Here is a 20,587-nt window from a genome sequence, read left to right as displayed (position 1 = left end):
TATGGTATTATTTGTATGGGGCGTTTGAAATGTGGAGGGCCCATAGCTAATTTCACACGGCGCTTTTATACAATTAATGCGAATAAGGGAGACAAGCATGTTTAAAAAAGGAGCAGCCATTCTAATCGCAGCTTTACTGTTTTTATCGTATTCCTTCGTTGTTTTTGCAGAGCAATCCACGCCCGCAGCAAGCGGGGGGACTACTCCCTCGGGGATACCCCTTTCAGGCCTAGAAGCCTTTGTTGATGATTACATGAAAAAGTACATCGGCCAATCGACCTCCGGCGCATCGGTTGTTATAGCTAAGGATCAACAGATTGTGCTATCAAAGGGATATGGTTATGCAGATATCGAAAACCAGCTGCCAATGGAGCCACAGAAAACCATATTAGAGTGGGGGTCCATAAGCAAACTTATAGTTTGGACCGCGGTTATGCAATTGGTGGAAAAAGGGGATATGGAGCTCCAAGCAGATATTAGAACCTATTTGCCACCTGATTTTTTGACGAAGCTCAAATTTGAAGAGCCGATTACGATGCTGAATCTCATGAACCACAATGCGGGCTTCGAAGAGTACATGTTCGATATGGCCTATCAATCCCCGAATGATGTCCGTACATTGGAGGAAGGCCTGCTGCTTGCCCAGCCCGCTCAGGTATATAAGCCAGGTGAAGTAGTCGCATACTCCAATTTCGGAAATTCTCTCGCGGCTTATATCGTGGAAAGAATAACGGGACAGAAATTTAATGAATATGCAGACGAGCATATTTTCACCAAGCTGGCTATGAACGATTCCTCGGCCCTTTCTACATTGGAGGATCGCCCGGATCTCATTGCCCGTAAATCCAAAGGATATTTTTACTCCGGTCCCGCCACTTTCACTCCGGGCTCTTGGAATTACATGTCGATGTATCCGAACGGCGGAAATAATGGTACAGCAGAGGATTTGGCGAAGTTCGCAATGGCATTCATGCCAGCCGAAGGCGAGCGTTCCGCGTTATTTGATCAGCCTGGTACGCTAAGCGAAATGCTCGCTTCAAGTTATTCGGTGGAGGCCGACATGCCAGGAATTGCGCACGGTTTCTGGGAATATGCAGGAGAGCATAAGGGAATGGGGCATGGCGGAAATACGATTGCTTTCTCCAGTCAACTGCAGATCGTGCCGGAAGATCATTTTGCCATCGTCATTCTTACCAATCAAGCGGGGGAGACCGATATCGTCCATGGTTTAACGAAGGCGCTGCTGGGTCAGCGGAAGCCGGAAGCTTTGACGAATGATTTGCCAGATTCCTCCGAGCTTGCCGGAAGTTATATTGCTGCTCGCCGCCCTTTTTATGGCTTTATGAATCTTTATTCTTATCTGACTCTACTAAAAATAGTGCCAAAAGGAACCAATGAAATACAGCTGTCCATTGCAGGCATGACTGCCGATTATAAGCAGATAAAGCCGTTTCTTTATGAAAAGGCGGGAGGTGACACAGCGCTCGATTCATGGCTGGCGCTTCATTTTAAAGTAGAAGGGCATCAGGTAGAGAAAATGACGACCTACACCACCGATTATTTGCCGCTGCCTTCAAACAAATCGGTGCCTGTGCTCATAGCCAGTGCGTTCTTAGCGGTCATTTCGATTGCGTATGTCATCCTTATGCCAATCATATGGATCATTCAAGCGCTGCTTCAAAGAAAGAGAAATGAGAGAGCCGCTTGGACGGAAGCGGGATTGAAAAAATATGTCGTCATGCTTACCTTGACCGGTTCCGCTGTGATCGTAAATATCGCGATATTGGCACTTAGAATGCTTAGCAATTATGAACGTGCTTACTCGGAAATGATCATCCACATTATTGTTAATTACGTTTTAACCGCGCTGGCGATCTTGTTTATCGTTTTGCTGCTCAGGCAGTTGACGATGAAGAAGCACATGCTGTCCTTAAGTCGGAAAATTTTAGCTATCGTTCCCATCATAATTATGATCATCCTTATTTTATTGCTTGTTTTTTGGCAGTTTTATTCGTAACTTCCCAACCTGTGAAAACCCGTATCGTAACATCTAATTCGTTTAGGAGTGACTAGGATATGGTGCATTGGAAGCAGCAGCTTTATGACTCGGCGAATCGTGTGGCAAATCAATTTAAGGATCACCCTGGCATTGTTTCCGTTGCTATTGGCGGAAGTCTAGCCCGTGGAATGGCTTGGAAGCACTCCGATTTAGAACTGTGTGTGCTGGTAGATCAGCATTTGCCGGAGCTTCAATATTTTAATTACATGGAGAATATTGGAGTAGAAATCATTCAGGTCAGCAAACAGCAGGTAGAAGATTTTTTGATGGAAGAAAGCTTATCTAATGAAGCCGTGCTTCGATTTCCGATCCAGATTTACAAATGCCGGATCGTTCACGATCCGTCTGGCTTAATGGCAAAGTTTAAAGCGGCATATGACGATACGTTGTTTGACCCGGCAGTTACAGCGAAGAAAAGGGAGCAGGCTCTGGAAAGTGTCGATCAGCGTTATGCCCTGGCGGAAAGTATGCTTAGCGGTGGTTTCCCGAACACAGCGCTTGCTCATCTGAGACTGGCCAGCAATGACCTTTTGTTAGCTTATTATTGGCATTACCTTATTTTACCGAGAAGCCAGAATAGGACGGTTTATTTGCTGAAGCAAAACGCTGAACGATTCGGTTTCGTGGACTTTTATCACACGTTTATTCATATCTTTGGCCTGAATCAGCCGCTGCCAGCGATGAAGCAAGATCTGTTTCAAGCACAGAACGAAATCTATCAAGTGGCAAATACGGGATGGGGCAGCAATGCGGTGCTTTTTTTGCAAAACGCGGTGGACCATAACTTGGAATGGGGCTATGACAAGAGCATTCTTTATGTTTATAAATGGTGCGTGCATCTGCTTCAGACCGGCAAGCTGGAAGAAAGGGATGTTTATGATCACGAGCAATTTAAGGCGGATTACCCTAAGCTCTTTCCGTTTCTTGATTTCGATAAATGGACATCCGAAGAGATCAGAGGCTTGTTCGATCGGTTCTACGAGGCTAGAAGCAAGCTTACTTATTAAATTAAGCATTTATTTAACGGCTACAAGGACGAAAGAGGGTCTGTCATCGGTGGATGTCAGCCCTTTTTTTCATGAGGAGGATTAGTAATCAAGCTGAACTGGCATTCGAATGCTTGAGTTTAAAAGATTTAGCTTTTTCTATTTTACATACATACTGTATGTATGTTATTATGCAATTATATTATAATAATAGGAGGAACATTCAAATGAAGATCAATAGTTTTTATCCGGTTGTCCTGTCCCAGCATGTAGGAGAAAGCGCGCAGTTTTATCAAAAGCATTTCGGTTTTGAAGTAGTCTATGAGTCGGAGTGGTATGTAAGCTTGCGTACTTGCGGAGACGGGCAAAACCGATATGAGCTAGCGATATTGGACGCCGGGCACGCGACGATACCCTCCAGCTACCGGAGAAGAGCAGAAGGCTTGATTTTGAACATGGAAGTTGAACATGTGGATGTCGAATACAAGCGGTTGGTGCTGGATGCCAAGCTGAAGCTGGAGCAGGATATCCGGGATGAAGATTTTGGACAACGGCATTTCATTATTTCCGATCCAGGCGGCGTATTGATCGATGTCATTACCGTCATTCCGCCTTCGGAGGAAGAAAAGTCCAATTACTCGGAAACGGTATGGCCATCAGAGGCGAAATAAAGCGAAGTGGCTGAGCTAAGCCTTTTATGCTTCAGTTTGTGAAGGAGACAATGGAAATAGGATGAGAAGAACCAAACAGGATACGGCGGAGACTATCCATAAACTGCTGGAGGTTGCTCGGCAGCATTTTACCAGGCATGGCTATGCCGACGGATCGTTAGAGGATATTGCCAAGGACGCCGAGGTGACGCGCGGCGCGGTGTATCATCATTTTGGAAGCAAGAAAGGTTTGTTCCTGGCGGTGCTGGAACTTGTGCAATCCGAGGTGGCACAGCGGCTGGAAGAGGAGGCTGCACGCAGCGAGGATTTATGGGAACAGCTGTATTTGGGCTGTCGCGCTTTTGTAATCGTGGCCACGGAGCCTAATAACAGACGCATTATGCTCATTGACGGACCGGCTGTTCTCGGCTGGGAGGAATGGCGGCAGCTGGACGAGCAGCAGTCTATGCGGCAGCTGCATGAACAGTTGGACATCATGCAGCGTCAAGGGTATCTCAAAGGCATTCGACTGGAAGCAGCGACGCATTTGTTATCAGGAGCCATGAATGAAGCCGCGCTTTGGCTGGCACAAATAACGGATCCTGCCGAGGCTGAGCAATCGCTTGAGGACTGCTTGCAGACTCTCCGCAGATTGCTCGACGGCATCCGGTAAATGAAAAGAGCGTCTATATGAATGGCGAAGCTGCCTAAGTTACTATAGGTTGCCGAATGAAAGGAAAGAGACCGCACTTCGATGATGAAGGCGGTCTTTTTGCTGAATCCTCATAACGGAGAGGTTGGTTTATACTGGGTATGCAGCAGCGGTTAGTTAAGCGAGCTTAGTGCCAAGCTGCTTTGCTTTTTCTAGCCATTCGGCACGGCGCTCAGGGGAGGAGGGCTTAATCGGTCCGAGTTCTGTTATGCGTACCGGAGTAATTCCGCAGAATTGCAAGATGTTCCGTTTCATGACCAGAAGGCCTGCACGCCTGTAAATCAAACGATTGTACCAGGAAGGAGTGTCCGATGTCACAATTAAATGGGCGGATTTACCTGTGAGCAGCTTATCCCAAAGGTTAGAATTTTCACGGTATTTGAAAGCAAAGCCAGGCAAAAAGACTCGATCAATGAAGCCCTTCAGAATGGCGGGCATCGCTCCCCACCAAGTCGGATATACGAATACGAGATGATCTGCCCAGCTGATCAGCTTCTGTGCTTCGATTAAATCTTCCTCCAGCTCCGTTCTTTGGCGGTAGCCAAACCTCAGGTTCGGTTCAAATCGGAGTTGGCTTAACTCTATTTTTCTAATCTGGGCATCCGTGCTCTTCACTCCTTCCGCATAAGCGTCTGATAAGGCCGAGCAGAAGCTTTGAGAATCAGGATGGCCATTGACGATGACAATTTTTGATTTCATTCTATTTTTCCTCCTTGGGTTCATGAACCTCGTTAAGATGGGCGCTGTCCATCATGCATGATTCGTTATAAAATAGTGGAGTATGACTTCCTTTAGCTTAAAACGAAGGGCAACATAAATGAATGATCAATGACGCAAAAAAATTGCTGATTCACGCAAAGGGGGAACTCCGCTTGAAAAGTGATGGAGTGGCAATTTCCATGGTCCATCCGATTATGAAATCGATAGTTCATAAAGGCTGCGATCCGGAGGATTATTGCAGCTATGCATCGTTTGACGCTAACTTGCTGCGCGACGTTGAAGCTCGAATTTCCAGCGAGGAGCTGGAGCGTTTAATGATCGCTGCGGCTGAGTATACGCAGGATGACCATTTTGGGCTGCATCAAGGCCAGATGACGGATTTTGTGGATTTAGGCATTCTCGGCTACGTGATGATGCACTCGAGTACGATTGCCGATTCATTGGCGGCATACCAGCGGTACAACGTAATATTGTGCAGCGGATTTAATTTGGATTGGGAAGTGCGGGATAGCGAGGTATGCATCCGTATGTTTTTGCAGCATGAGGGGCGGATGTCCCGTCACTGCGTGGAGGATATGGCTAGCTCGCTCTACCGTTTAATCAGTAAGCTTTGCAACCGTCCTGTTCCATTGTTTGAAGTTGAGTTTGCGCATGAAGCGACTGCTGATCTTGATCCTTATTCAGCTGTATTCGGGAGATTGCCTGCCTTCGGACGGAAAGTGAGCACACTGCGCATGAGCAAGGAAGTACTGATTTACCCTGTCATTTATTCAGACGCAAGGCTGCTTAGCCTATTTCAGACGATTGCGCAGGAAACCTCGGACGAGATGACTCAGGCAGGGGTATTCTCTGAGCAGGTCGCACAGTGGATGAAGAAGTCTATGCCCTCTTTCTTTCCCTCCTTGCAGCAAACGGCAGAATCGTTTGGCACTAGCACAAGAACGCTTCAGCACAAGTTAAAGGAGGAAAAGACCACCTATAATGACCTTTCTATCCGGATACGCAAAGAAATGGCGATGGGTTATTTGAGGAAATGGGAGTATTCGGTGGGAGAGATCGCTTATGTGCTGCACTTCTCGGAGCCTAGCGCCTTTCAGAGCGCCTTCAAGAAGTGGACGGGATTCACGCCAGGGCAGTATCGTGCCGAGTTCATGAAAGAGCATGCGAGCCATAAAAGAAAAGTGGAGCATAAGCGATAACAATAAGCGACAGATCAGGGAGGTGTGAAAATAAATGGACGATCTTTTGAAGAATGTCACATGGCACCAAGGCGGCACGGATCGCTTAGTCCAAGAGAAGCTCAAAGGACATCGCAGCAGGGTATTCTGGTTGACTGGGCTTTCCGGTTCCGGGAAGTCTTCGGTTGCAGCAGAGCTGGAGAGGCGATTGTTTCAGCAAAGCATACATACGACTACGCTGGATGGGGACAATTTGCGCCATGGCTTGAATAGCGACCTTGGCTTCTCCCCCGAAGCAAGAAAGGAAAATATCCGCAGGCTTGGCGAGGTTGCGAGATTATTTACTGAGGCTGGAATAGTCGTTATCGTTGCCTCCATCTCTCCGTTCCAAGCAGATCGGGACCGGGCGAGAGCACTATTTGCTGATGACGAATTTATCGAGGTCTATCTTTCTTGTCCGCTAGAGGTTTGTGAGCAGCGAGATCCAAAAGGGTTATATAAGAAGGCAAGACTAGGGGAGATCGCCGAGTTTACCGGCATTTCCTCCCCCTACGAGGTGCCGCTGCACCCGGAATTAAAAATTCAGACGGACCACATGCCGGTAACGAAGGCAGTCGATTGCATTTTAGCGTATATGGCGGCATTAGAGAAAGTGGATTCGCATGAAAAGTAGTGGGTGTAGAAATCAAAGGACGATCCTTAGGTTGAATTTAAGCCAAGGGACCGTCCTTTTTTCTGTTATTTTGCAGGTAACGCCGGCTTGCGGATCGTCTTTATCGACTGGCGGTAGACGAGCAAGATATACGCTAGGTCTAGGATGAGAATTAAAACATACATAATAAACAGCAAAATGGAATGAGGATAAAGGGAATAGCAGAGGATAGAGGCGCATAGGGTGCCGAACATTTTGGAATAGGCAATCGCAAGGGATTGGCCGCGCAGTTCTTTGGTGAACAATAATTTGATAAAAAGGATGGACATCATCAGATTGATGCCAAAGGCGGAGTAGATGCCCATTTTATCATGAAATTCAACCGCGATTCCATAATGCAGCAGCAAGGCTATAACGAGCAAGGAGAAGACCGATGCGTAAATGGTGCGTTTGGAGAAGGGCATACCTTTGGAATAGTACAGAAATTGTAGCAAAATGATGCAGTCCAGCAAAAACCAAATTAAAGTTACGATTTGTTGAAGCGGATGAAACGGCATGATAAACGTAAATAAAAATTCCCATGTAATATTGGCGCAAATGGACGCAAGCGGCATGCCGCAGGACTGGTCTTTATACCCTTTGTAAATAACGAGAAGGTAAACGACCGTCCATAATACAGCGACACCAATCATCAGCAGATATTCGATTTTGAGCGGCAAAAGATGTTCCATAGAGACGTAACCACATCCTTTCAGCAACTGTTGGTCAGTGAAACCCGGTTTTGGCTTGTCTATGTATATGAAACAAGCCTTTCTTGTAGACCAACAATGGAGTCATATCTATAGTTTGTGGTTCGTAATGGAATAACGGTGCTTTTATGTTTTATAGAATCGGCTCATATAAGAGGAGGGAGGTTCGCCCAGCACTTTCTTAAATACGCGGCTAAAATAATAAGGATTGCGGTACCCAAGACGCTCGCTGATTTCCGATACGTTCATCGAGGTATTTCTCATCCACTCAATCGCTTTTCCCATTCGCAAGCGGGCATGCGCTTCCACAATCGTTTGCCCCGTCTGCTTCTTAAAGGAGGCAGAGAGATAACTGTAATTTAGCCTCATATGGATGGCAATGCCTGTTGAATCAAAGTCCTCTTCCACATGCTGCAGCAAATAAGCGATGATCCGCCCAGCGATTACATCTGATTTTCCTGTTTGCAGCCCGTTCTCCTTTTGCTGAAATCCCTTCTGTAATTCAAGAAACAGCTGGCAGACCCGCAAGCTTATCTCCAGCATGCCATGAGTGGCAGGTAGGAGATAATCCGAGGTTAAAGCATTCAGGCGTGATTCCAGTCCTAAATGAAAAGGTGATGTTCCGTACTTTGGCATAGGGATTAGATAATGGTAATGATCCGGTTGATAGTAATCCATTTCCGGCAACGGCGGGTGCTCGCGATATATCATTTCGTTATCGGATGGGACATTGAAATGAATCCAATACCAGCATGTGCCGGGTGCTGTTGCGGGAAGGCCCCAGTGACGCATTCCTCTTTTCAAAAATAAATGCTCATTCGCTCCTACGAAATATTCTACTCCATCCTCAATGACCTGCATGCAGCCGCGAACGACAAACAGAAAAACATCATAGTCGGCAACGCGGTCAGGATGCGTATAAGCAGCTACCGTATGGCTCATTCCGATATCCCTTACTAAAGGGATCCGGTCGGCACTTAAATAGATTTGACCATTCATGCTAAAATCTTCGCCTCCAACGTCCGAACGATGAACTTTGAAAAAGATAAATTAACCTAAAAAAAGTATAGGTAATCTGAGAGTTTGTGCATTTTTCTTTATTCCCCTTCATTATACGATAAGGCTATCGGATAAAAAAAGGGAGGCTAACGCAAATGAATCGTTTTACATTCACGGAATTTCCTAAAGGAAGCGTACGGCTTAATCAGGGACCGCTGCAAGCACGGCTTGATTTAAATAAACAATATGTAATGAGCCTGACGAATGAAAATTTGCTGCGGAATTTTTATTTGGAAGCAGGATTATGGAGCTACAGCGGAAATGGGGGAACGACTAGCGCCACAACTACGAGCATGGATGGCCCTGAAAAATGGCACTGGGGCTGGGAGTCGCCAACCTGCGAGCTGCGCGGGCATATGATGGGCCACTGGTTGTCGGCCGCTGCACGCATCTATCGCCATACAAGCGATAATCTCGTCAAAGCGAAAGCTGATTTCATCGTCTCTGAATTGGCGAGATGCCAGGAAGCGATCGGCAGCGGTTGGCTGGCTGCTTTTCCAGAAACCTATATGCACCGGATTGTAAAAGGCAAATGGGTATGGGCACCGCATTACACGGTTCACAAGCTGCTTATGGGCCTTTACGAGATGCACCAGCTGGCGGGGAATGGGCAGGCGCTAACGATCATGGTGGATATGGCATCATGGTTTTATGGGTGGACGGATACGTTCTCGCGCAAGCAAATGGACGATCTGCTTGATCTGGAAACGGGCGGCATGCTGGAGACTTGGGCGGATCTCTATGGGATCACCAAGGACGAGAAGCATCGAGAGCTCATGAGTCGTTATGACCGGCGCCGTTTTTTTGATGCCTTATTAGCAGGCGAAGATGCGTTGACCAACAAGCATGCGAATACTCAGATTCCAGAGATATTGGGGGCAGCCAAGGCATGGGAGGTGACAGGAGATCGGCGTTACCGCCAAGTTGTTGAAGCATTTTGGAAATGCGCAGTTGAGGATCGTGGTAATCTTGTAACTGGTGCCGCAGATGATGCGGAGCTTTGGATGCCTGCCGGAAATATGACCAGGATGGGCGTGGGTCAGGAGCATTGCGTGAATTACAATATGATGCGGCTGACGCATGTGCTGCTTCGTTGGACAGGCGATCCGGCATATGCAGATTATTGGGAGCGCCGCTTTATAAATGGCGTGCTTGCGCATCAGCATAACGAAACGGGCATGATCTCCTATTTTCTTGGCATAGGGGCGGGCAGCAGCAAAAAATGGGGCTCGCCGACGCAGCATTTTTGGTGCTGTCACGGTACACTCGTGCAAGCGAATGCGGCATATGACGAGCAAATCTTTTTAAAGGAGGAGGATGGGATTGCCATCTTGCAGTGGCTGCCCTCGTCCTTAACGACAACGGTTGATGATGCAGCATTGACGTTAACCATCGAACAAGACGGACAGCACGGGCTGTACCCACTGCATTCCTGGAACGTGGCAGGCATGACGGCCATTACGAAAGTGGATCAGCCGCCTATTCCCGCTTTTCGTCCAGATCGATTTAAGTATGAAATAAAAATTGCCCTCTCTGTGAATAAAGTCTTTGGCTTGAAGCTGCGTCTGCCATGGTGGCTAAACGGCAAAGCCTTGATTTATGTTAATGGCGTGCTGCTGGAAGGCGATTGGCAGCCATCCGCGTATGCTGTTCTGGAGCGGGAATGGGCAGATGGGGACCACATTCAGGTGGAGCTGCCGAAGGCGTTAACAGCGGAGCAGCTTCCAGGCGAGCCAGACACCTATGCGTTCTTGGATGGTCCAATCGTCTTGGCAGGCTTAGTAGCGGAAGAAAGGCGTCTCGCTGGCCATCCCGAGCGATTGGATTCGCTGCTGGTACCGGATCGGGAAAGAAACCATAGTTGGTGGAATTCCGGATTTTATCGCACGAAAGGACAGGAGCGCGGCATTCGTTTTATTCCGTTGTACGAAATAAAGGATGAGGCCTACAGCGTTTACTTCCCCATAAAGCCAGCTTAGGTTCATTTTTAAAATGGAAGAAGCTCTGATTGCTCATTTTCATAAGGGCATAAGAGCTTCTTTTTTTGGATAAAGGTTGCTATCGGTCTTCATTCACTGATATAATACAAAACGAACGTTCAGTATTATTTGCGATAGAGGGATAAAATAACCTCCGAATAGGTGTGTGGGCGAATGAACAAAAAACAAATGCAAACCGAGCTTACTAAAAAAAGAGTTGCTGACGCGGCTAGAGCACTGTTTGCTCAAAAAGGCTATAAGGGAACCTCGATTGAAGATATTGTCGAAGCGACAGGCAGCAGTAAAGGGAACATCTATTACCATTTTAAGAGCAAGGAAGGACTGTTTCTTTATTTGCTTGACGAATGGGATTTGGAGTGGGAACGGAAATGGCGGGAGAAGGAGAGCTCGTACCATACAACGGTAGACAAGCTGTTTGGGATTGCTGAGCAAATGGTGCTTGATGATCTGAATCATCCACTGACCAAAGCAGCTGACGAGTTTTTTAATAATGAAGAGAAAACCAATGAGGTGGATGAGCGGATGGCGGTGATGGTGGACCGGCATTTGCTATTCAATAAAGAGTTGCTGCAGGAGGGAATAAACAGAGGGGAATTTAAGGATGATAACGTAGATAGGCTGGCGATTGTTTTTGAAGGTTTGTTTATGGGACTTGGCCAAATGTCGCGTCGCAAAAACAAGCCGGAGGAGGCGCTTCTGCTGTATCATGCAGCCGTGAAGGTTTTTTTATATGGTATTGCGAAAGTAACATAATAAGGGAGCGGCGGGCAATTCCATAAGCAATACTGGGATGCCTGCTGCTGCCCAAATACAGACCGAACATTCAGTATGATTTGAAAGTGATGAGAGGGTTTTGAGAATGGCATTATTGCTAAGAAATAGGGGAGCCGTGCTTCTCCTTATGTTTAATATTCTTCTAGTATTTATCGGCATCGGTCTCGTTATACCTGTCATGCCAACTTATATGAGAGAGCTGCATTTGAATGGCAGCATCGTTGGGTTGATGGTAGCCGCCTTTTCGTTGACGCAGCTCTTGTTCTCGCCGCTGGCGGGCAGGCTGTCCGATACGTATGGCCGGAAAAAGAATATCGTGTTTGGAGTCATTATTTTCGCCGCTTCGGAGTTCCTGTTCGGGATGGTTAGCGAACCGGTATATTTGTTTGCAGCGCGTATGCTGGGCGGGATTGGTGCAGCCCTTATTATGCCTTCCGTCATGGCTTACATCGCAGATGTAACGACCGTGGAGGAAAGAGCCAAAGGGATGGGCTATATTAATGCGGCTATTACGACCGGGTTTATCATTGGTCCGGGAATAGGAGGAATATTAGCTGAATACGGCACTCGTGTGCCCTTCTATGCCGCAGGTATTGCAGGCGTGATTTCAGCCCTGTTAACCATATTTATTTTACCGGACTCGGGGGTAAGGAAAGTACAGAAGAGCGCCAAGCTGAGGGAAGCGACGGAGACCAGTTTTGCCTCGCAGCTGCTGCGTTCCTACCGGGAACCGTATTTTTTAAGCTTGATTATCGTGCTGGTTGCTTCCTTCGGATTAGCGAATTATGAGACGGTATTTGGTTTGTTTGTGGATCAAAAGTTTGGTTTTACCGCAAAAGACATTGCCATTATTATAACGTTTGGCTCGATTGCGGGTGCAGTCGTACAGGTCACTATATTCGGATGGATCTTAAACCGATTTGGAGAGCGAAATGTCATCTCCGCTTCTTTGCTTACGGCAGGGCTGTTTGTATTGCTTACTCTGTTTACGAAGAGCTATTGGATGATTTTGGCCGTTACCTTTGTTTTGTTTTTGTCGATCGACATTTTGCGGCCGGCCATCGGTACGCAAATTTCCAAAATGGCAAATGAGCAGCAAGGCTATCTTGCAGGGCTGAACTCGGCATTTACCAGCTTGGGGAACATCGTTGGCCCGATCGTTGCAGGGTTTCTCTTTGATATCGATATTAATTTTCCGTATATTTCAGCATCCATCGTATTGTTTTTATGCTGCGTTTTGTCGGTTAGAGCTGCCAAAGGAGACAAGCGGAAAGCGAATGGCTAATCGATGATTTACCAAACAGAAGAAGCCCGCTCGTGATGAGTGGGCTTCTTCTGTTTTCGATTAATAACACTTTGGCTGTTCAGGGATTTTTTGCGATAGTAGGGGTTGATAAACGGATTGGAAAATCGTTATAATATCGCTGAAACGGTATATGCTCAAAATTTATAGTCAATGAGGTGGTTAATATGAACCGAACGCTGGCTGCCGCGCATACGGGCTGCGGGGAGAGTCCTGATAACACGATGGCTTCTTTTGTGGAAGGCGTAAGGTCTGGCGCTGATATTGTAGAAGTGGATATTGTTGTAGCGAGGGATGGGACTGCCATTCTTATGCATGACGATACACCTCAACTTCTATTGCATACCTATGAGGAATGGAATCAGCCCCATTTGCGAGTGCTGCTGAATACGGCTTACGAGGAGCATGAGATCGCAACGCTGGAGCAAATTTTCCAGGCAGCCGAGCCGATCGGCATTAACCTGAATTTGGATATCAAATCGGCTGCAAGCATTGAACCCACGATCGCACTAATCCGTAAATACGGTGCGCAGGAGCGGTCGTACATTACGGGTTATTCCGAATCAATTACAGAGAAATATCCGGATATTCAAGTGATGCTGAATACCCCCGTTGAACTTACGCCGGAACAATTAGACAACTATGAGAGTTATGCGGAAACGACATGCCAGCAGGCGAAGCAACGCGGATATACCGGGCTGAACATGAAGGGGACGACTTGCCGCCCTTACATCGTAGAAGCGGCTCACCATCGTGGCCTAAAGGTTTGGGTCTATACCGTCAATGAACAAGAGCTTATGCAGCATTTTATTGAGATGAACGTGGATGCCATAACAACGCGTGAGCCCGAAACGCTTCTGAGCCTTTTGGGAAAGACCGCGCTTTAGACATTAGACGGTTCCGCAGCCATGTCTCTTTATGTTCAGCTTCCGAATTTCGGCACTCATCTCTATTCGAAAATAAAAACGCCGCTTCTAACCATGGGCCCTGATCATGTATCCGGGCATTAAGGTTCGGGAGCGGCGTTTTCTTCATATATGGCTTGGATAGTTTACTTAAAGCACTATGCTATCCTTAGGCTTGATCGAGTAAATGCAGCGGTTGCTGTTCGTCAGCATATGCGCTTTGCGCTCTACGTCAACATCCTCCCCAAGCACCTGCTGAATCATCTCCAGCTCTTTGCTGCAAAAGCCGGAGCATACTTTCGCTGCTTCGCAGATGGGGCAGTGCTTCTCCACAAAGCTATAGGAACCATCAACATTGTCGATGACTTCCGCCATATATCCCTCAGCCGTGCGCGCATGCGCAAGTGCTTCCAACTGCTCCTTCAACGGAAGAACGGAGGGGGCTTTACTTAAATATTGGAGAATTTGCTTTCGGTTGCGGATCTCTAGCATTTTTTCCAAGCCTTCTTCTTCGAAGGCTTCCCGCATGGACTCAATCATGCTCACCAGTAGGTCCGCATGACCGTCAGGAAAAAGGCGATTTGCCTCAGGTGTGAGTCTCCACATTTTCGCAGGACGGCCCATGGGTCTCGCTTCCTCTTCAAATGCGACCAGTTGTTCCTCTTGCAGATTATATAAATGCTGCCGTACGGCCATGCCTGTTAATCCAAGCAGCTTGGCCAGTTGAAGGGCGTCTATAGCGCCTTCTTGCTTCAGCAGCTTGATGATCTCGCGTTTCGTTCGTATTGCCGTTCCTTCTTTCGAAGCTGTGGTTGTTTTTGCCATGTTGCAGCACCTTCTTTTTATAGAAAAGTAGATGAAACGATATATTAACATTGTAAAGAAAAAAGTTGACTAAGTCAAAGCGAAACCTTATATTTGATTTTGTATAGATATATGTTTACAAAGTATTCGGATACGACGTATACATAAACCGCAGATTTAGGGAGGCTAGGCATGATGACTGAGAACGAAAGTATTTTTGGACCGCGTTATGTTGCGTTGACGATTGGAATTATTTTGGCTGTTATGGCTGTTGGATTCGAAGGCTTGGCCGTAACGACGGTTGCGCCGGCGATTGCAAATGATTTAAAAGGAATGGCGCTATATGGTTGGATTTTTAGTGCATACTTGTTAGCGCAAATTATCGGAACACTGGTCGTTGGACGTGTGATTGACAGAAGAGGGCCTGCATTGCTCTTTACGGCAGCCATTGTTTTGTTTGCTGTTGGATTAGCAGCAGCCGCCATGGCTAACGATATGATTATTCTGATCGTGGCCCGTGCCTTGCAGGGCTTTGGCGCAGGCGCGATGATGACCTGTGTTTATACGGCGATTTCATTAAGCTACCCTGATGAGCTGAGGGCGAAAATATTAGGTGCTTTCGGAACCGCGTATGTTTTGCCTTCCATGATCGGTCCGTATGTTGCGGGCCTCATTGCCCAGCAATTTTCGTGGAGGTTCGTGTTTTGGGGTGTGCTTCCGTTTCTGGTGCTCGCAACCTTTCTAAGCCTTCCTGTTTTCCGAAAGCTGAAAATTCCCAGTGTTCAAAAGCAAAACGGCAGAGGCGCGACCTTGCTGGCTATCCTGCTTGCGATTGGAACCGGGCTATTCTTAAGCGGCTTAGGCATGCTTCCAAGCATAGCGGGAATCATGCTGGTGCTGGTTGGCTTAGTGCTCATGGCGCAGCCGCTTCGGAAATTGCTTCCGGCCGGTACGCTGGGCTTGCGCACCGGTTTGCCATCGCTAATTGCTTCGCGCGGATTGTTTTTTGCGGCGTATGTAAGTACGCAAAACTTTCTAGTGCTGGCATTGACGGAAACCAAAGGCTTGACGGCAGACTTGGCGGGGCTTATCGTAGCAAGCGCTGCACTTAGCTGGTGTATCGTATCCTATTTGCAGTCGCACTGGGATGCTGCGGATCAAGGAAGAGGCCGACACAAGCGTATAAGAATAGGCGTGCTGCTCATGATTGTCGGAATCGGCATCGTGGTTTGGGTGCCTGGCCTTAATATTGCCCTGTCGGTTATCGGCCAGATGATCACTGGAATAGGAATCGGGTTGGCCCATCCGACTAGCGGGGCCGTTGCTTTTGCAAATGCCAAAGAAGGAGAATCGGGCGAGGTATCCGCCAACCTCCAGTTTGCCGATTCATTTACGCCAGGCGTCGTTATCGGGATCGGAGGCGCAATCATTGCTATTGGCCAAGCTGCCGGGCTATTTATGGAAATTGGCATTTTCGGCGCGATGCTGCTTAATCTCGTATTGATTTGTCTAAGCCTGCTCGCGAGCACTCGCTTAAAAACGAACCCTTCCACAGGAAAAGCAACAGATGGCGCTACGGTTGGCATTCATTAAGTCGTTAAAATTGTCAGTACTTTAGGCAAAGTAATATAATGAACACAACCAACCTAAGGGGGTTATATTCAAACAAGGAGAAGCTATGGATAAAATTCAGTATTTGTCACAATTTAATTTGCTTCACTCGCTATCGATAGAAGATTTGATTGAAATGGATAAGCTAACCTCCATCACGACGTTTCCCAAGAGTACGTTTATTCAAACGCCGGATACTTTTCACGAAGGACTTTATTTTGTGAAAAAAGGAATGGTTCGCCTGTATAGGCTCAATGCCGAAGGAAAGCAATTTACTTCAGATATACTCAATGAAGGCAATGTATTTGGCGAGATGGCTAAAATCTCGTTCGGAACGCGGGATCATTACATTGAAACGATCGAGGCTAGCGATATCTGTTTGCTGGACAAACCAAGGTTTGACGATTTTCTCATCAACCATCCTCGGTTTATGATGGCACTGCTAGGCGTATTGAGTGAGCGGATCGCTTCGATGAGTCTTTTATCCCAGTATCTGGCCCTTGGGAACTTGCATGATAAAATTTTGTTTGCGCTCGTGAAGCTGTCCAATCAATTTGGGGTCATTAATGAGGGTTCCTATTGCAAAATCGGTGTATCCTTGACCCATCAGGAGATTGCTCATTTTACAGGCGCAACAAGAGAGGCTGTAACTGTAGCCTTGCAAGAGCTGGTGAAGGAAGAAGCGATCAAAACAGGGTTTAAAACCGTCTGGATTCACAAAGACAAATTATTGGACATTCAGCGAAATCAAGTCCAGTTGTAAACCACATTACATCCTATCCTGCCAAAAGGGTGTATGCTATTGGAAACGCCGGTTTAACGGCGGACTTGCAGAGGAAGTGTGGTTACAATGGATAAGGAGAACAATCGGAGAGGTTCCCATACGCTTTTGGAGCGAAAGGGTGCTATCCGAATTTGTGATATTATGGAGGAAGTTAGGCTGCTGCTGCAGGAAGGGAAACTGCAATCGGTTAATTTAACGGAGTGGTTATCTGTTAATCATCTGCTATTGCTGAAAAATGTACTGATTGAGTTCGGGCTTGAGAGCGAATCAGGTTCTATCCTGCAGAGGCTGGAGCAATTAAACGAAACGAAAGTGATGAAGCTTATACCTGCGATTGCAAAAGAATGGCTTATTCTTATTGAACAGGATGAGAAGGCAGCCCATATCTTTGATAGGCTCTCCGCGCATTCATCCGATAGTGTTCGCTGCTGGGCAGCATATATCATTGGGCTGGATGCGCGTTCCGACCTGCAACAAAAATTGAAAGCCATTCGGATATTTGCCGCAGATCTGCATTTTGGCGTTCGTGAGATCGCTTGGATGGCTTTAAGGCAGCCCATTGCTGAAGATTTGAAGCGGGCACTTGATTTGCTAAGCGTATGGGTCATTGATCCTGATCCCAATATTAGACGTTTTGCAGTGGAATTGACGCGCCCTCAAGGCGTTTGGGCCAAACATATTCAGGAGCTGAAGTTGAACCCTGCGATGGCCATTTCCCTTTTGGCACCCGTAATGTCCGATCCGTCTAAATATGTCCAAGATTCCGTAGGCAATTGGCTAAATGACGCCAGCAAGACTAACCCGGATTGGGTGAAACGCATTTGCAGCGATTGGCTGGATAGATCGGATACCAAAGCAACGCATCGCATAACTGCACGAGCCCAAAGAAGTATGATGAGTAATAAATAAATGCTGAATACCGCCGTAGTGAGCTGCGGCAGCCCCATTATTTCTTGTTCAACATGTCTAATAGTTTATTGAACACGAGATTGCTGTTGTTCCAATGGACATAATGATTCGCATTCGCGATCGTTTCTTGCATGCTGTTGCCTGACCATTGGAGAAGCTCATGCTGTACGTCTTGCCATGCTGCTCCACTGTCTGATGACAGGATAAGCAGGGGAATTTCCTTTAAATGACCGTGATCCAGAACGATTTGCGCATTTTCATTCATTAGGCTTATAAAGCTTAGATTGCTCGTATTTCCTGCTTTGTTGTAATACATCGCTTTGTCCATCGCTCTTACTTCCTCAGGGAGCTGTGGATTCCTCAGGTTTTCAGCAGCAAACGGCAATAAAATCCCAGCAGTACCTAATGCCCTAATAATCCCGGTCACCCGAAGAGCCGCAACTAACCGATTCACAATATAAGATTTGGTTTCCCATTCTTTAGCGTAAAACTCAGGGCTTCCTCCATCGAGCAGTACGATGCCCATAACTTCATCCGGGTATTTTTGGGCGAAGTGTAAAACTTCAAGCGAAGCAAGCGAATGGCCCACTAATAAGTAAGGCGGCGCTTCATTCGCTTGTTCAAGCGAATCATGCAGTTCCTCAACCATAATTTCTACTGACCTTGGTCTGTCAGTTTCCCCACTCCATCCAAATCCTGCCCGGTCATAACTTACCGTCCTTGCGTAAGGCCGCAGTTGATTCTGTAAAAGATAATAATCGGTATAAGCCGAAGGGGTTCCGGAGCCAGCAACAAACACAACCGCAGTATCTCCTTCTCCTGTGCGATAGGCATGCAAGTCAAATGATTTATTTGCAAAAATCTCTCCAGGCCGCGAGAACATGCTGCTTTCGCGAAGCATCATGTAATGCTGCCAAATTGTCCCGATCATAAGCAGCAGAAACATAATCCCCAGTAATTTTAACCATCGAAACCTCTTGGATTTCCTATTTGTTTTTCCCATCCTGAATACCTTATCCTTTTCTGTATTGAAGGATTTGATCTAAATCATACCTCATCTTGCTTAGGTATAACCACGATTTACATCCAAATGACCTCAAAAATTTACAATCCGATGACTATCCATTAATACGGCTATAAAACTCTCCTCTTATAATGAAGTCAAACTAACGTTTGCATGAGGAGACTATATGACATCCGATCAAATTTCGCAATTTGAAAAGAAAGTGATCATCCGAAATATTGAAGCGGCAGACTTTACTAAAATCATCGCGCTGCAGCATATTTGCTTTCCGAATATGAACCCTTGGCAAATGGATCATTTGGAGAGTCACATTCGAATTTTTCCCGAGGGGCAAATATGCGTGGAGCTGGATGGGGAGATCATTGGCTCCTGTTCGAGCCTGATCGTTAACTTTGACGATTATTTAGAGCAGCACACGTATTCAGAAATTACGGACCGCGGCTTTATCCGCAACCATAATCCGCGCGGCGGGAGCTTGTATGGGATGGAGGTTATGGTGCATCCCGACTATCGCCGGATGAAGATCGGCAGAAGGCTGTATGAGGCGCGCAAGCGCTTGGCCGAGAAGCTGAACCTTAGAAGCATCATCGTCGGCGGGCGCATTCCGGGTTATCACAAGCATAGCGACGAGATGTCGCCAAGAGAATATGCCGAAGAGGTGCTCCAGCAAAATATTTATGATCCGGTGCTAACTTTTCAAATGATGAACGGCTTCACGCTGAAGCGAATCATTACGAATTATTTGTCCGATGACGAGGATTCGCACAACTTCGCTGCGCTGCTTGAGTGGAATAACATTGACTATAAGATAAGCAGCAGCAAAACGCATTATAAGCTCTCGTTTCCCGTTCGGATTTGCGTCATTCAATATATGATGAAAAAAATCGATTCCTTCGAGGAGTTTGCCACGCAGTGCGAGCATTACGTGGACGTTTCAGCGGATTATAAATCGGATTTTGCCGTGTTTCCGGAAAACGTTACGATGCAGCTGCTCTCTTTTTTGGAGGAGCGCTCACCAAGCCTTGCCGTTCGGAAGCTGACGACGTTTACCGCTCAGTATGTCGAGCTGTTCTCCGAGCTTGCCGTAAAGTACAACGTGAACATTATCGGCGGCTCCCATTTTGTTGAGAAGAACAACCGGATTTATAATGTCGGTCACTTATTCCGGCGGGATGGCACGATTGAGCAGCAGTATAAGCTGCATATCTCGCCGAATGAACGCAGGTGGTGGGGGATTAACGGCGGTTCGAAGCTGGAAGTATTCGATACCGATTGCGGCAAAATATCCATTCAGCTGAGCAGCGATATCGAGTACCCGGAAATTTCGCGAATCGTCGCGGAGGAAGGGGCTCAAATCATTTTCGTGCCGTTCTGCGCAGAGGATCGGCAAGCTTTTCTGCGTATCAAATATTGCGCGCAGGCACGCGCAATTGAAAATCAAGTATTTACCGTGACGTCAGGAACCGTTGGCAATCTTACGCATGTGGATAACGTCGATATTCAGTATGCGCAGTCAGGCGTATATACGCCTGCCGATTTTTCGTTTCCGCGCGACGGCATTGCCGGAGAGTGCAGTGAAAATACGGAGACGGTGATTATGGCCGAGGTGGATATGGAAATTTTGCAGCGTCACCGCAAATCGACTGACGTGCTCACATTCCGTGATCGCCGAACGGATATCTATTCCCTTCAAATTCGCTCATAGATA

19 protein-coding genes are annotated in these 20,587 nt (G+C 46.9%); 14 read left to right on the top strand and 5 right to left on the bottom strand.

Features of this window, described 5'->3' with window-relative positions; genetic code table 11:
* The first annotated feature begins 97 nt into the window (after positions 1–97).
* The 4 genes from FJQ58_RS15940 (at position 98) to FJQ58_RS15925 (ending at position 4,368) form a co-directional block, all read left to right on the top strand.
* Complete coding sequence (locus tag FJQ58_RS15940; protein WP_162341510.1) at positions 98–2,017, top strand: serine hydrolase domain-containing protein; 1,920 nt, start codon at positions 98–100, stop codon at positions 2,015–2,017.
* Between the two features lie 59 nt (positions 2,018–2,076).
* Positions 2,077–3,066, top strand: a complete 990-nt coding sequence (locus tag FJQ58_RS15935; protein WP_139995135.1) for a nucleotidyltransferase domain-containing protein — start codon at positions 2,077–2,079, stop codon at positions 3,064–3,066.
* 206 nt (positions 3,067–3,272) lie between these two features.
* On the top strand, positions 3,273–3,716 hold the full coding sequence (locus tag FJQ58_RS15930; RefSeq protein ID WP_139995133.1) for a VOC family protein: 444 nt from the start codon (positions 3,273–3,275) through the stop codon (positions 3,714–3,716).
* 61 nt (positions 3,717–3,777) lie between these two features.
* Positions 3,778–4,368: a TetR/AcrR family transcriptional regulator gene (locus FJQ58_RS15925; RefSeq protein ID WP_139995131.1), complete on the top strand. Its 591-nt coding sequence runs from the start codon at positions 3,778–3,780 to the stop codon at positions 4,366–4,368.
* A 156-nt stretch (positions 4,369–4,524) separates the two neighbouring features.
* On the opposite strand, the gene FJQ58_RS15920 is transcribed toward FJQ58_RS15925, so the two are convergent.
* Entirely contained in the window at positions 4,525–5,106 is a 582-nt protein-coding gene (locus tag FJQ58_RS15920) for an NAD(P)H-dependent oxidoreductase (protein WP_139995129.1), read from the bottom strand.
* 173 nt (positions 5,107–5,279) lie between these two features.
* On the opposite strand from FJQ58_RS15920, the gene FJQ58_RS15915 reads away from it, so the two are divergent.
* Together FJQ58_RS15915 and cysC are read left to right on the top strand one after the other, a co-directional pair.
* Positions 5,280–6,326: an AraC family transcriptional regulator gene (locus FJQ58_RS15915; protein WP_139995127.1), complete on the top strand. Its 1,047-nt coding sequence runs from the start codon at positions 5,280–5,282 to the stop codon at positions 6,324–6,326.
* A 34-nt stretch (positions 6,327–6,360) separates the two neighbouring features.
* Positions 6,361–6,978 carry an adenylyl-sulfate kinase gene (cysC, locus tag FJQ58_RS15910; protein ID WP_139995125.1) on the top strand — a complete coding sequence of 206 codons (618 nt, stop codon included), beginning with the start codon at positions 6,361–6,363 and terminating at the stop codon, positions 6,976–6,978.
* Between the two features lie 65 nt (positions 6,979–7,043).
* Here cysC and FJQ58_RS15905 read toward each other — a convergent pair whose 3' ends face one another.
* Both FJQ58_RS15905 and FJQ58_RS15900 read right to left on the bottom strand, forming a co-directional pair.
* Complete coding sequence (locus FJQ58_RS15905) at positions 7,044–7,688, bottom strand: transmembrane-type terpene cyclase (RefSeq protein ID WP_139995123.1); 645 nt, start codon at positions 7,686–7,688, stop codon at positions 7,044–7,046.
* A gap of 144 nt (positions 7,689–7,832) precedes the next feature.
* Positions 7,833–8,705 (bottom strand): AraC family transcriptional regulator, encoded by an 873-nt coding sequence (locus FJQ58_RS15900; protein WP_139995121.1) that lies wholly within the window; start codon positions 8,703–8,705, stop codon positions 7,833–7,835.
* A gap of 155 nt (positions 8,706–8,860) precedes the next feature.
* Here FJQ58_RS15900 and FJQ58_RS15895 point away from each other — a divergent pair, with 155 nt between their 5' ends.
* From FJQ58_RS15895 to FJQ58_RS15880, 4 genes are all read left to right on the top strand, one after another.
* Positions 8,861–10,744, top strand: coding sequence for a beta-L-arabinofuranosidase domain-containing protein (locus FJQ58_RS15895; RefSeq protein ID WP_139995119.1), 1,884 nt, complete (start codon positions 8,861–8,863; stop codon positions 10,742–10,744).
* Positions 10,745–10,918: 174 nt separating this feature from the next.
* Positions 10,919–11,518 (top strand): TetR/AcrR family transcriptional regulator, encoded by a 600-nt coding sequence (locus FJQ58_RS15890; protein ID WP_139995117.1) that lies wholly within the window; start codon positions 10,919–10,921, stop codon positions 11,516–11,518.
* A gap of 106 nt (positions 11,519–11,624) precedes the next feature.
* Positions 11,625–12,824 (top strand): MFS transporter, encoded by a 1,200-nt coding sequence (locus FJQ58_RS15885; protein ID WP_139995115.1) that lies wholly within the window; start codon positions 11,625–11,627, stop codon positions 12,822–12,824.
* 185 nt (positions 12,825–13,009) lie between these two features.
* Complete coding sequence (locus FJQ58_RS15880) at positions 13,010–13,729, top strand: glycerophosphodiester phosphodiesterase (RefSeq protein ID WP_139995113.1); 720 nt, start codon at positions 13,010–13,012, stop codon at positions 13,727–13,729.
* 168 nt (positions 13,730–13,897) lie between these two features.
* Here the strand turns inward: FJQ58_RS15880 and FJQ58_RS15875 are convergent, their stop codons facing one another.
* Positions 13,898–14,572, bottom strand: a complete 675-nt coding sequence (locus FJQ58_RS15875) for a helix-turn-helix transcriptional regulator (RefSeq protein WP_139995111.1) — start codon at positions 14,570–14,572, stop codon at positions 13,898–13,900.
* Between the two features lie 171 nt (positions 14,573–14,743).
* Between FJQ58_RS15875 and FJQ58_RS15870 the strand changes: the two genes are divergently transcribed.
* From FJQ58_RS15870 to FJQ58_RS15860, 3 genes are all read left to right on the top strand, one after another.
* On the top strand, positions 14,744–16,144 hold the full coding sequence (locus FJQ58_RS15870; RefSeq protein ID WP_139995109.1) for an MFS transporter: 1,401 nt from the start codon (positions 14,744–14,746) through the stop codon (positions 16,142–16,144).
* An 85-nt stretch (positions 16,145–16,229) separates the two neighbouring features.
* The gene (locus tag FJQ58_RS15865; protein WP_139995107.1) at positions 16,230–16,925 is read left to right on the top strand and encodes a Crp/Fnr family transcriptional regulator; all 696 of its coding nucleotides are present in this window, start codon (positions 16,230–16,232) and stop codon (positions 16,923–16,925) included.
* Between the two features lie 87 nt (positions 16,926–17,012).
* Complete coding sequence (locus FJQ58_RS15860) at positions 17,013–17,855, top strand: DNA alkylation repair protein (protein WP_139995105.1); 843 nt, start codon at positions 17,013–17,015, stop codon at positions 17,853–17,855.
* 37 nt (positions 17,856–17,892) lie between these two features.
* On the opposite strand, the gene FJQ58_RS15855 is transcribed toward FJQ58_RS15860, so the two are convergent.
* A complete protein-coding gene (locus FJQ58_RS15855; protein ID WP_139995103.1) occupies positions 17,893–18,858 on the bottom strand; it encodes an alpha/beta fold hydrolase in 966 nt (321 codons plus the stop codon).
* 187 nt (positions 18,859–19,045) lie between these two features.
* Here FJQ58_RS15855 and FJQ58_RS15850 point away from each other — a divergent pair, with 187 nt between their 5' ends.
* Positions 19,046–20,584, top strand: coding sequence for a bifunctional GNAT family N-acetyltransferase/carbon-nitrogen hydrolase family protein (locus FJQ58_RS15850; RefSeq protein ID WP_139995101.1), 1,539 nt, complete (start codon positions 19,046–19,048; stop codon positions 20,582–20,584).
* The last annotated feature ends 3 nt before the right edge of the window (positions 20,585–20,587 follow it).

The organism is Paenibacillus paridis (genome assembly GCF_006345825.1).
In the GTDB taxonomy this organism is placed as follows: domain Bacteria; phylum Bacillota; class Bacilli; order Paenibacillales; family Paenibacillaceae; genus Pristimantibacillus; species Pristimantibacillus paridis.
This window is presented reverse-complemented; position numbering and strand designations above follow the sequence as displayed.